The organism is Marinifilum sp. N1E240 (genome assembly GCF_009295825.1).
GTDB lineage: Bacteria > Bacteroidota > Bacteroidia > Bacteroidales > Marinifilaceae > Marinifilum_A > Marinifilum_A sediminis.
The window spans coordinates 488,272-500,160 of the sequence record NZ_WHKF01000001.1; the positions used below are offsets into that span (position 1 = coordinate 488,272).

General features: G+C 35.8%; 18 protein-coding genes. 17 read left to right on the forward strand and 1 reads right to left on the reverse strand.

Annotation, left to right across the window (positions count from 1 at the left end; genetic code table 11):
- Positions 1-4: 4 nt before the first annotated feature.
- From rplR to eno, 14 genes are all read left to right on the forward strand, one after another.
- Complete coding sequence (gene rplR, locus GCQ56_RS02115) at positions 5-361, forward strand: 50S ribosomal protein L18 (protein WP_152732741.1); 357 nt, start codon at positions 5-7, stop codon at positions 359-361.
- 5 nt (positions 362-366) lie between these two features.
- Positions 367-879 carry a 30S ribosomal protein S5 gene (rpsE, locus tag GCQ56_RS02120; protein ID WP_152732742.1) on the forward strand — a complete coding sequence of 171 codons (513 nt, stop codon included), beginning with the start codon at positions 367-369 and terminating at the stop codon, positions 877-879.
- Positions 880-890: 11 nt separating this feature from the next.
- Positions 891-1,067: a 50S ribosomal protein L30 gene (gene rpmD / locus GCQ56_RS02125; RefSeq protein WP_152732743.1), complete on the forward strand. Its 177-nt coding sequence runs from the start codon at positions 891-893 to the stop codon at positions 1,065-1,067.
- A gap of 30 nt (positions 1,068-1,097) precedes the next feature.
- Positions 1,098-1,544, forward strand: a complete 447-nt coding sequence (rplO, locus tag GCQ56_RS02130; protein ID WP_152732744.1) for a 50S ribosomal protein L15 — start codon at positions 1,098-1,100, stop codon at positions 1,542-1,544.
- A gap of 9 nt (positions 1,545-1,553) precedes the next feature.
- Positions 1,554-2,897, forward strand: a complete 1,344-nt coding sequence (gene secY, locus GCQ56_RS02135; protein ID WP_152732745.1) for a preprotein translocase subunit SecY — start codon at positions 1,554-1,556, stop codon at positions 2,895-2,897.
- Positions 2,898-2,918: 21 nt separating this feature from the next.
- Complete coding sequence (gene map, locus GCQ56_RS02140; RefSeq protein ID WP_299992986.1) at positions 2,919-3,680, forward strand: type I methionyl aminopeptidase; 762 nt, start codon at positions 2,919-2,921, stop codon at positions 3,678-3,680.
- Positions 3,681-3,703: 23 nt separating this feature from the next.
- Entirely contained in the window at positions 3,704-3,925 is a 222-nt protein-coding gene (infA, locus tag GCQ56_RS02145) for a translation initiation factor IF-1 (RefSeq protein WP_054714084.1), read from the forward strand.
- 12 nt (positions 3,926-3,937) lie between these two features.
- Positions 3,938-4,054, forward strand: coding sequence for a type B 50S ribosomal protein L36 (gene ykgO, locus GCQ56_RS02150; RefSeq protein WP_054714088.1), 117 nt, complete (start codon positions 3,938-3,940; stop codon positions 4,052-4,054).
- A 35-nt stretch (positions 4,055-4,089) separates the two neighbouring features.
- The gene (rpsM, locus tag GCQ56_RS02155; protein WP_152732746.1) at positions 4,090-4,467 is read left to right on the forward strand and encodes a 30S ribosomal protein S13; all 378 of its coding nucleotides are present in this window, start codon (positions 4,090-4,092) and stop codon (positions 4,465-4,467) included.
- A gap of 10 nt (positions 4,468-4,477) precedes the next feature.
- Positions 4,478-4,867 (forward strand): 30S ribosomal protein S11, encoded by a 390-nt coding sequence (rpsK, locus tag GCQ56_RS02160; RefSeq protein WP_152732747.1) that lies wholly within the window; start codon positions 4,478-4,480, stop codon positions 4,865-4,867.
- A 139-nt stretch (positions 4,868-5,006) separates the two neighbouring features.
- Entirely contained in the window at positions 5,007-5,615 is a 609-nt protein-coding gene (gene rpsD / locus GCQ56_RS02165) for a 30S ribosomal protein S4 (RefSeq protein WP_152732748.1), read from the forward strand.
- Positions 5,616-5,636: 21 nt separating this feature from the next.
- Positions 5,637-6,629, forward strand: coding sequence for a DNA-directed RNA polymerase subunit alpha (locus GCQ56_RS02170; RefSeq protein ID WP_152732749.1), 993 nt, complete (start codon positions 5,637-5,639; stop codon positions 6,627-6,629).
- Between the two features lie 6 nt (positions 6,630-6,635).
- The gene (gene rplQ, locus GCQ56_RS02175) at positions 6,636-7,130 is read left to right on the forward strand and encodes a 50S ribosomal protein L17 (protein ID WP_152732750.1); all 495 of its coding nucleotides are present in this window, start codon (positions 6,636-6,638) and stop codon (positions 7,128-7,130) included.
- A 202-nt stretch (positions 7,131-7,332) separates the two neighbouring features.
- The gene (eno, locus tag GCQ56_RS02180) at positions 7,333-8,616 is read left to right on the forward strand and encodes a phosphopyruvate hydratase (RefSeq protein WP_152732751.1); all 1,284 of its coding nucleotides are present in this window, start codon (positions 7,333-7,335) and stop codon (positions 8,614-8,616) included.
- 60 nt (positions 8,617-8,676) lie between these two features.
- Here eno and GCQ56_RS02185 read toward each other — a convergent pair whose 3' ends face one another.
- Positions 8,677-9,192, reverse strand: a complete 516-nt coding sequence (locus GCQ56_RS02185) for a response regulator (protein WP_152732752.1) — start codon at positions 9,190-9,192, stop codon at positions 8,677-8,679.
- A gap of 205 nt (positions 9,193-9,397) precedes the next feature.
- On the opposite strand from GCQ56_RS02185, the gene ettA reads away from it, so the two are divergent.
- From ettA to GCQ56_RS02200, 3 genes are all read left to right on the forward strand, one after another.
- Positions 9,398-11,086 carry an energy-dependent translational throttle protein EttA gene (gene ettA / locus GCQ56_RS02190; RefSeq protein WP_152732753.1) on the forward strand — a complete coding sequence of 563 codons (1,689 nt, stop codon included), beginning with the start codon at positions 9,398-9,400 and terminating at the stop codon, positions 11,084-11,086.
- A 90-nt stretch (positions 11,087-11,176) separates the two neighbouring features.
- Positions 11,177-11,530: a DUF4870 domain-containing protein gene (locus GCQ56_RS02195; protein WP_152732754.1), complete on the forward strand. Its 354-nt coding sequence runs from the start codon at positions 11,177-11,179 to the stop codon at positions 11,528-11,530.
- A gap of 4 nt (positions 11,531-11,534) precedes the next feature.
- Positions 11,535-11,870 (forward strand): hypothetical protein, encoded by a 336-nt coding sequence (locus GCQ56_RS02200; RefSeq protein ID WP_152732755.1) that lies wholly within the window; start codon positions 11,535-11,537, stop codon positions 11,868-11,870.
- Positions 11,871-11,889 lie beyond the last annotated feature (19 nt).

An 11,889-nucleotide genomic window follows, 5' to 3' on the forward strand; every position in this document is an offset into this window, starting at 1 on the left:
AATTATGGCTTTAACTAAGCAAGAAAGAAGACTAAGAATTAAAAGAAGAATTCGTAAGTCTGTTTCTGGAACTGCTGAAAGACCAAGAATGTCAGTTTTTCGTTCTAATAAGCAGATTTCAGTACAATTGATCGATGATCTTTCAGGAAAAACTTTATTAACGACTAGTTCGTTAGTAAAAGAAATTGCTGAAAAATCAGTAACAAAAATTGAACAAGCAGAACTAGTAGGACAAGCATTTGCTGAAAAAGCAAAAGAAGCTGGATTCGCTAGTGTTGTATTCGATAGAAATGGTTATCTATACCATGGTAGAGTTAAATCTTTAGCGGACGCTGCTCGTAAAAGTGGCCTTAAATTTTAATAATTATGGCAGATATCAAAAATGTTAAGACAAGCGACGCAGAGCTTAAAGATAGACTGGTTGCTATTAATCGTGTTACCAAAGTAACAAAAGGTGGTAGAACTTTCAGCTTTTCTGCAATTGTTGTTGTAGGTAACGAGAATGGATTAGTAGGATGGGGTCTTGGTAAAGCTAATGAGGTTACCACTGCTATCTCTAAAGGAGTTGACGCTGCTAAGAAAAATTTGATTAAAGTACCTGTTTACAAGGGAACTATTCCTCACGAGCAACTTTCACGTTTCGGCGGAGCAGAGGTTTTCATTAAGCCTGCTTCTCATGGTACCGGGGTTAAAGCCGGTGGTGCGATGCGTGCTGTATTGGAGAGTGTTGGTGTAACTGATGTACTTGCAAAATCAAAAGGTTCATCAAACCCTCACAACCTTGTGAAAGCAACATTTGAAGCTCTTGCTGAATTAAGAGATGCTCATACTGTGGCTGAACAACGAGGTGTTTCATTGGATAAAGTGTTTAACGGATAAGAATAAGGAAAATGGCTAAGATTAAAATTACTCAAATCAAGAGCAAAATCGGTAGTACCGATCGCCAGAAAAAAACCTTGGAAGCATTAGGTTTGAATAAAATCAATGCTACTGTTGAGCACGAAGCTACTCCTCAAATTAAGGGTATGGTAGTGAAGGTGCAACACTTGGTTTCCGTAGAAGAATAAATCATTGTAAATATTTAGTAATAAATAGATATGGACTTAAGTAACTTAAAACCCGCAGCTGGTTCTGTAAAGACAAATAAAAGAATAGGTCGCGGACAAGGATCTGGTAGAGGTGGAACCTCAACTAGAGGACATAAAGGTGCGAAGTCAAGATCTGGATACTCTAAAAAAGTTGGATTCGAAGGGGGTCAAATGCCTTTGCAACGTAGAGTTCCTAAGTTTGGATTTAAGAACATCAACAGAAAAGAATACAAAGCTATTAATGTTGATGTTTTACAAGCCTTGGCAGAAAAAAATAACATTACAGTTATCGACGTTAATGTTTTAGTAAATGCTGGTTTAGCATCAAAGAACGATAACGTTAAGATTTTAGGTAATGGAACGATTACTGCTAAGTTAGAAGTAAAAGCTCATGCATTCTCAAAATCTGCTCAATCTGCGATTGAAGCGGTAGAAGGAACAGTTGTTAAATTGTAAGTTTATATAATGAAAGGTTTAATAGAGACATTGAAGAACATCTGGAAGATTGAGGATTTAAGATCACGTATCTTAACTACTCTAGGTCTTCTGTTAGTTTACCGTTTAGGTGCTAAGGTGGTTTTGCCGGGTATTGATCCGGCTCATTTAGAAGCGTTAAAATCACAAACTTCTGAGGGAGTTTTGGGATTGTTGAACATGTTTTCCGGGGGGGCGTTTGCAAATGCATCCATCTTTGCCTTGGGTATCATGCCATACATTTCAGCTTCCATTGTAATTCAGTTAATGGGAATCGCGGTTCCTTATTTCCAAAGATTGCAGCGTGAGGGTGAAAGTGGACGTAGAAAAATCAATCAAATTACCCGTTACCTAACTGTAATTATCCTTGTTCTTCAAGCACCAGGATATTTATTAAACTTACATACAACATTACCAGAAGCTGCCTTTATTCTTAAAGGTACTTTCTTTACTGTATCTTCAGTTGTAATTCTTGCGGCAGGATCAATGTTTATTATGTGGTTAGGTGAAAAAATTACCGATAAAGGAATTGGTAATGGTATTTCAATAATCATCATGATTGGTATTATCGCAAGATTACCGTTCTCGTTCATTGCAGAATTAGGATCTAGAATTGAAGGACATGGCGGTGGTTTAATCGTTCTTGTTCTTGAGATTGTGATGCTATTCTTCATTTTTGTAGTAACAATTATGTTGGTACAAGGAACAAGAAAGATACCAGTACAATATGCTAAGAGAATTGTAGGTAACAAACAATATGGTGGAGTTCGACAGTATATTCCTTTAAAAGTGAATGCAGCTGGTGTAATGCCAATCATTTTTGCTCAGGCAATCATGTTTTTACCAATGGCGTTTGTTAATTATGCAAGTTCGGATGCATTAACAGGAGTAGCTGCAGCTTTATCTGATTTTACCGGATTTTACTACAATGCTCTATTCTTTGTGATGATTGTATTGTTCACCTATTTCTATACTGCGATTACTGTTAATCCTACTCAGATGGCTGAGGACATGAAAAAGAACGGTGGTTTCATTCCGGGTATCAAACCAGGAAAGAAAACTATTGACTTTTTGGATACAGTAATGTCACGTATAACATTACCAGGATCATTGTTCCTTGGTTTTGTAGCAATCTTACCTGCTTTTGCAATGATTGCTGGAGTGAATAATGAATTCGCACAATTTTATGGAGGTACTTCATTGTTGATTTTGGTTGGTGTAGTGTTAGATACATTGCAACAAATTGAGTCACATTTATTGATGCGTCATTACGATGGATTGATGAAGTCAGGTAGAATAAAAGGTAAATCTCCGGGAGGAGCTGCTGCTTATTAAAATATTTTTGCTTTCTTTGCAGTGATTTTTTATAAGACAGAGGAAGAGATAGAGTTACTCTATAAAAGTAATGATCTGGTAGCTAGGACCTTAGGTGAAATATCTAAGGCCATAGCTCCAGGTATATCTACCTTAGGCTTAGATAAGATTGCAGAGGAGTATATAAGAGATAATGGTGGTGAGCCTGCATTTCTTAATTACGATGGATTTCCTAATACCTTGTGCGTTTCAGTTAACAATCAGGTTGTTCATGGGGTTCCGTCTTCCTATGAGTTGAAAGAAGGCGATATTGTATCTTGTGACTGTGGGGTGTTGTTGAATGATTTTTATGGTGATTCAGCATATACTTTTTCAGTGGGAGAAATAAAACCGGAGATTCAACAACTATTAAAGATTACCAAAGAAGCTTTGTTTCTAGGAATAGAAAAAGCGTTAGATGGAAATCATTTAAGAGATATCGGTTTTGCCATTCAACGGCATGCTGAGGAATATAATTACTCAGTCGTTCGTGAAATGGTAGGGCACGGAATAGGAAAAAATCTTCATGAAGATCCTCAAGTTCCAAATTATGGAAGAAATGGAAGAGGATTAAAATTGAGAGATGGATTAGTACTAGCAATTGAACCAATGATTAATCTTGGAAAAAGAGAAATCTTTACTGAGGAAGATGGTTGGACAGTTGTAACGGCCGATGGACAAGTGTCCGCTCATTTCGAACAAACTATTGTTGTAAGAAAAGGGAAGGCTCAAATCCTGTCCGGTTTTGAATTTATTGAAGAATAACCAAATAAATATATAAAGAGCTTATGGCTAAACAGCCTTCAATAGAACAAGACGGTACTATTACCGAAGCATTATCTAATGCTATGTTTCGTGTAGAACTTGAGAACGGTCATGTGATTACTGCTCACATTTCCGGTAAAATGAGAATGCACTACATTAAGATCTTACCGGGTGATAAAGTAAAGGTTGAAATGTCACCTTACGATCTTACTAAAGGGCGCATTACTTTTAGATACAAAAATTAAATTTCGATAAAAATGAAAGTAAGAGCATCTGTAAAGAAACGTTCTGAAGATTGTAAAATCGTGAGAAGAAAAGGACGTTTGTATGTGATTAATAAAAAGAATCCTAAGTTTAAACAACGTCAGGGTTAATTTAGTTAATTTTGTAATAGATAAATATTTAATTTATGGCTAGAATTGTTGGAGTTGATTTGCCTCAAAACAAGCGAGGTGAGATTAGCTTGACTTATATCTTCGGTATCGGTCGTAGCGCTGCTCGTCAAATTTTGGACGAGGCTGGTGTTTCATACGAAACTAAGGTAAAAGATTGGAGCGATGATGAATCTGCTAAGATTCGTCAGGCAATTAATGCATCCTTAAAAGTTGAAGGGGAATTGCGTTCGTTAAATCAACTGAATATTAAGCGTTTGATGGATATCGGATGTTACCGTGGAATCCGTCATCGTATTGGTTTACCTGTGCGTGGACAGAAGACAAAAAACAACTCGCGTACAAGAAAAGGTAAGAGAAAAACAGTTGCAAACAAAAAGAAAGCGACTAAATAATTGTTAAGTTATGGCAAAGAAGTCAACATCAGTAAAGAAAAAAGTTGTGAAAATTGAGGCTGTTGGTCAGGCTCATATTCATTCATCTTTTAACAATATTATTATCTCTCTAACTAACAATAGCGGACAAGTTATTTCTTGGTCATCAGCTGGTAAGATGGGCTTTAGAGGTTCTAAAAAGAACACTCCTTATGCTGCTCAGCAAGCTGCTACAGACTGTGGAAAAGTTGCTCACGACTTAGGTTTGAGAAAAGTAAAAGTATTTGTTAAAGGTCCAGGAAATGGACGTGAATCTGCAATTCGTGCTATCAATTCATGTGGAATCGATATTTCGGAAATCGTAGATGTAACTCCATTACCACACAACGGATGTCGTCCTCCTAAGAGACGTCGAGTTTAATAGATATAGAGTTTAATAAAAAATGCAAACTTTAATTTGAATTAGTTTTTTGAAATTCTTTTCAAAAATCGCGGCAGTTTTGTAATTCGAATTAATTTGCAAAGTTTCTATTAATAGAAAAATTTAAATTTTAAAAAGCATGGCTAGATATATAGGACCAAAGTCAAAAATTGCTAGAAAATTTGGTGAGCCAATTTTTGGACCTGATAAAGCATTTGAAAACAAAAACTACCCTCCAGGACAGCACGGTAACAGCCGTCGTAGAAAAAAGATGTCTGAGTACGGGGTACAGTTGAAAGAAAAGCAAAAAGCAAAATACACTTACGGTGTATTAGAGAAGCAGTTCTCAAACTTATTTAAGAAAGCCGCGAGAAGTAAAGGTATTACCGGTGAGGTATTGTTACAACTTCTTGAATGTCGTTTAGATAACGTAATTTTCAGATTAGGTGTTGCTCCAACAAGATCAGCTGCTCGTCAGTTGGTTAGCCATAAACACGTAACTGTAAATGGTCAAATTTGTAACATTCCTTCATACTCGGTAAAAAACGGAGATATTATTGGAATTCGTGAAAAATCGAAATCTTTAGAAGTTATTACCGATTCTTTATCAGCTGCTAGATATAACCAATCATCTTGGTTGGAATGGGATCAAAACTCTCTTAGTGGTAAGTTTCTTAACGTACCAGAAAGAACAGAAATTCCTGAAAATATCAAGGAACAGTTAATCGTTGAATTGTATTCTAAGTAATAAATAGTTAATCAGTAATTTATGGCAATTTTAGCTTTCCAAAAACCGGACAAAGTTATCATGCTCGACGCTGACGAAAGATTCGGTAAATTCGAATTTCGTCCATTAGAGCCTGGATATGGTATTACAATTGGTAACGCCTTAAGAAGAATATTACTTTCTTCTCTAGAGGGTTTTGCCATTACAACCATCAAAATTCAGGGTGTTGATCATGAGTTTTCTACAATTCCGGGAGTCATCGAAGATGTAACTGAGATGATCCTGAACCTGAAACAAGTTCGGTTTAAACAAAGAGTTGAGGAAGTGGACAATGAGTTGGTTACTGTTACCATTTCAGATCAGGACACTTTCACAGCAGGCGACATTAACAAGTTCCTTACCGGTTTCGAGGTGTTGAATCCTGAACTTGTAATTTGCAGAATGGACAGCTCTGCCAAATTACAGTTAGATTTAACTATCAATAAAGGTAGAGGTTATGTACCTTCTGTAGAAAATAAACCTGTAGATGCTGAGTTTGGAGTGATTCCAATCGACTCAATTTTTACACCTATTAAGAATGTAAAATACGAGGTTGAGAACTACCGTGTTGAGCAGAAAACTGACTATGAAAAGTTAATTTTCGAAATCACTACTGATGGTTCAATTCACCCAAAGGATGCTTTGAAAGAAGCTGCTAAAATTCTGATTTATCACTTCATGTTGTTCTCGGATGAAAAGATTACTCTTGACTCTGATGAGAAATTTGCAAATGAAGAGTTTGATGAAGAAGTATTACACATGCGTCAGTTATTGAAGACCAAATTGGTTGACATGGATCTTTCAGTTCGTGCATTGAACTGTTTGAAAGCTGCAGATGTTGATACTTTAGGAGACTTGGTACAATTCAACAGAAACGATCTACTGAAATTTAGAAACTTTGGTAAGAAATCTTTAACTGAGTTAGATGATCTATTAGTATCATTAAATCTAACTTTTGGAATGGATATTTCTAAGTACAAATTAGATAAGGAATAAGGGAAAATGAGACATAGAAAGAAATTTAATCATTTAGGAAGAAAAGTAGCTCATAGAAAAGCAATGCTTTCAAATATGGCTTCTTCCTTGATTTTGCATAAAAGAATCTCGACTACTACTGCTAAAGCAAAAGCTTTAAAAATGTATGTTGAGCCGCTAATTACAAAAAGTAAAGTTGACAGTACTCACTCTAGACGTATTGTATTTGGATACTTGAAGCAAAAAGAAGCGGTAACTGAATTATTCAGAGAAATTTCACCAAAAATTACCAACAGAAACGGTGGTTATACACGTATTCTTAAAACTGGTAATCGTTTAGGTGATAACGCTGAGATGTGTATTGTAGAATTAGTTGATTTCAATGAAACATACACAACTGAGAAGAAAGCAGAAGCTAAGAAGTCTACTAGAAGACGTCGTGGAGGTAAATCAGCTGCTAAAGCTGAAGGTACTGAAGCTGCAGCAGAAGCAACTGAAGCAACAGATAAGAAGGAAGAGTAGTCTTTCTTTAAATAATATTAAAGGGGTAAAGTTTAGCTTTATCCCTTTTTTAATGCCCTAAAGATTTTTGAAACGTTTGCGTAAAATAAGTAGTATGTTTTAGACTAATTTGTACTGCTTGTTTGCATTAAAATACCGAAATTTAGGGTTGAAAAAAAGAAGTTAAATTATTACTATTATAATTTTTTTTAATACGTAAGTTATGTCAGAAATTGTAAAGATTCACGGTCGTGAAATTCTTGATTCACGAGGAAACCCAACTATCGAAGTAGAAGTAACTCTTGCAAGTGGCGTTATTGGACGTGCTGGTGTTCCTTCAGGAGCTTCAACAGGTGAAAATGAAGCATTGGAGCTTCGTGATGGCGATAAGGCTCGTTACCTAGGTAAAGGAGTTTTAAAAGCTGTTGAAAACGTAAACACAGTTATTGCAGAAGCTTTAGTTGGTATGGATGCAACAGATCAGGTTGCTATTGATACTGCAATGTTAGAGCTTGATGGTACTAAGACTAAATCGAAGTTAGGTGCTAACGCTATGTTAGGTGTTTCTTTAGCTGCTGCTAAAGCTGCTGCTGATTATTCAGGTATGCCATTGTATCGTTACATTGGTGGTACTAACGCTAATGTACTTCCTGTTCCAATGATGAATATTATCAATGGTGGATCTCACTCTGATGCTACTATCGCATTTCAGGAGTTCATGATTCGTCCTATTGGTGCTCCAACTTTCCGCGAAGCATTAAGAATGGGTGCTGAAGTATTCCACGCTCTTGCTAAAGTATTGAAAGGTAAAGGTCTTTCTACTGCTGTAGGTGATGAAGGAGGTTTTGCTCCAATGTTAGGTGGTACTGAGGAAGCTATTGAGTGCATCCTTACTGCTGTTAAAAACGCAGGTTACAAGCCAGGTCGTAAAGAAGATGGTGGTGATGTTTCTATCGCTATGGACTGTGCTGCTTCTGAGTTCTTCAAAGACGGTGTATACGATTACAGTATTTTTGAGCCAAATGGTGCAAAAAGAAATTCTGAAGAGCAAGCTACTTACCTAGCTGAATTGATCGCTAAGTACCCTATCGATTCTATTGAAGACGGTATGGACGAAGGTGACTGGGACGGATGGGTTGCTTTAAATGCTAAGATCGGTGATAAGTGTCAGATCGTAGGTGACGATTTATTCGTAACTAACGTTGATTACTTAGCAAAAGGTATCGAGCTTAAAGCCGCTAATTCTATTTTGATAAAAGTGAACCAAATTGGTACTTTAACTGAGACTTTAAATGCAATTGAAATGGCACACCGTGCTGGTTATACTTCAGTAACTTCTCACCGTTCTGGTGAAACTGAAGATGCAACTATTGCTGATATTGCTGTTGCAACTAACTCTGGTCAGATCAAAACTGGTTCTTTGAGCCGTTCAGATCGTATGGCTAAATACAACCAGTTACTTCGTATTGAAGAAGAATTGGGAGCTAACGCTAAATTCGGATGCTAATCCGTTAAGCATAAAAACAAAAAAGGGACCTTTAAGGTCCCTTTTTTGTAACTGAAATTTTTATAAATATTCCTGAATTAAGTCGTAAATAGTTTTACATTGGAATGGTTTGGATAAATAAACATCCATTCCAATTTCAATAGATATTTCCTTATCATCCGAATAGAAATTTGCAGTAAATGCAATAATAGGTATAGGTCTTTTTACTTCTCTTTCTTCTTCAATTTTTCTTATTCTTAACGAAGCTTCTATGCCACCCATAATTGGCATCTGAAGATCCATAAGAATGATATCGTATTCTTCTTTCACAAATAACTCTACGGCTTGCTTACCATTTTCGGCTATATCTACTTTAGCCACCTTATGCTTTAGATAAACTTCTAGAGTTTTTCTGTTGCTTGGTTGATCTTCCACCAGTAAAATTCTGGCATTTTCAATTGGAACTTCAGTTTTATTTGGATGAGTTTTTACAATTTGAATTGAATCAACATTCTCTTCCCAATATATTTTCTTTTTTGTCTCAATACCTATTTGTTCCAGTAAGGCTGAGAGCTTTTTATTTACTGTTTTTTCCATCTTGTAACCCCTCTGATTTATATTTAAAAATAGATAAATTTAAGTACAATAAAAAATGCATTTCAGTAAATAAATCAAGACACATTGGTCTTATAAATGATTAAAAACAATTAAGTATTGCACTTAAAGACATTTAATGAATTTAAATGAATCGCAATTTTTCTATTTTTGCAATAATTGATTGAGAAATTAAAAACACAAGATAATGTCAGACGATAAGAAGATTATTTTTTCGATGGATAGAGTTAGCAAAACCTTTTCATCTCAAAAAAAAGTATTGAATAACATTAACCTATCATTTTTCTATGGTGCTAAGATTGGTATCATTGGTTTAAATGGATCAGGAAAATCTACTTTATTAAAAATTATTGCTGGACTAGAGAGTTCATATGATGGGCATGTGGTGTGGTCGAAAGAGCACAATATCGGTTACCTGGCACAGGAGCCAATTCTTGATGACAATAAAACTGTAAGAGAAATTGTTGAAGAGGGTGTACAAGAAATTGTTGATTGCCTTGCAGCCTATGAAGCAGTTAATTTAAAATTTGCAGATCCTGATGTTTTGGAAGATCCTGATAAAATGCAGGCAGTAATGGACGAACAAGCCGAACTTCAGGAAAAAATTGACCATTTCGATGCTTGGAACCTGGATACAAAGCTCGAAAGAGCTATGGATGCCTTGCGTTGTCCGGAAGGAGATAATATCGTAAAGCATTTATCAGGAGGAGAAAGAAGACGTGTTGCTCTTTGTAGATTGTTATTGCAGGAACCGGATATTTTGCTTCTTGATGAGCCTACCAACCACTTGGATGCAGAATCAATTGATTGGTTGGAGCAGCATTTAGCACAGTATAAAGGTACCGTTATCAGTATTACTCACGATAGATATTTCTTGGATAATGTTGCTGGTTGGATTTTGGAACTTGATAGAGGAGAGGGAATTCCTTGGAAAGGGAATTATAGCTCTTGGTTGGATCAGAAGACTCAACGCATGCAGTTGGAAGAAAAGACAGCCAGTAAGCGTCGTAAAACTCTTGAAAGAGAGTTGGAATGGGTTCGTATGGCACCAAAAGCTCGTCAAGCGAAGAATAAAGCTCGTTTGAATGCTTACGATACCATGATGAATGAAGATTTGAAACAGAAAGAAGAGAAGTTAGAGATTTTTATTCCTAACGGACCTCGTTTGGGTAATAAAGTAATTCAAGTTCAGGAAGTATCGAAAGCATTTGGTAAAAAGTTGTTATTTGACGATTTGGAGTTTGAATTGCCACCAGCAGGTATTGTTGGTGTAATTGGACCTAATGGTGCGGGTAAAACAACTTTGTTTCGAATGATTATGGATTTGGAACAACCTGATAAAGGAACTTTCGAGGTTGGAGAAACAGTAAAGGTTGGATATGTAGATCAGCAGCATGCTGATATTGATCCTGAAAAATCGGTTTATGAAGTAATTTCTGGTGGAGGCGATTTGATTAATGTTGGCGGACGAACTGTTAATGCTCGTGCTTATGTTGGTCGTTTTAACTTTAACGGAGCCGATCAGGAGAAAAAATGTGGAGTTCTTTCAGGTGGAGAGAGAAACCGCTTGCATTTGGCATTAACTCTTAAAGAAGAAGCAAATGTTTTACTTCTGGATGAGCCTACCAATGATATTGATGTAAATACACTTCGTGCATTGGAAGAAGGTTTGGAGAGTTTTGCTGGTTGTGCAGTTGTAATTTCTCACGACCGTTGGTTCCTGGATAGAATTGCTACTCACATTCTAGCTTTCGAAGGAAATTCGCATGTACAATTCTTCGAAGGAGGTTATTCCGATTATGAAATTAATAGAAAGAAACGAATGGGTGATGAAGGTCCAAAGCGTATTAGATACAAAAAACTTATAGCAGATTAATTCTGTAAAGGGAAGATCTTCAAGTAAGAATCTTCCCTATTTTTTTGTAACTTAAACAAACAATATAATTTTTCACTTAAACCGATATCAATGAATCAATTTGCCACTCCAAGCGATGAAAGAAATTGGGCAATGTTTTGCCATTTAGCAGCCTTTTCAGGAGTAATCATTCCATTTGGACATATTGTAGGTCCTCTAATACTTTGGTCAATGAAAAAAGATCATTCCGCTTTGGTTGATCGAGAGGGAAAAAAATCTCTTAATTTTCAAATTTCTATGACTATTTATCTTTTTATTTCTGCAATTCTGGTAATTGTTGGTATAGGTATTTTGTTGTTAATTGCATTGGGTTTGTTAAACCTTGTTTTTGTGGTAATGGCTATAGTAAAAACATTGAATGGCGAGGATTACAAATATCCTTTGAGTCTTGAAATAATTAAATAATACAATGAACAAGTTATTAGTTTATAAGACAATCTACTTTACAGGGATTGTCTTAATTTTTATAGGTGGTTACCGATTGTTTAAAAATTTAGAGTACGGAACTCTTCCTTTTTCAGTAGGTGTCGTACTGTATACAGGAGTGCAAATATTTCTTCTTCTACAACATTCTTTAAAGGATTGGGCACTTTTTAACTATTTAAAATTCTCGGTTAATATTCTGTTTCTGATTTCGGTATTGTTACTTACCGTATTTCAATTAACACAATGGTATTATCCGTTTATTCTTGGCTTATTAGTTGATTTTTTTTCCAACATTTTGAAACGAATTCAAAAAACATAATTCCGGGCAATATACGTTA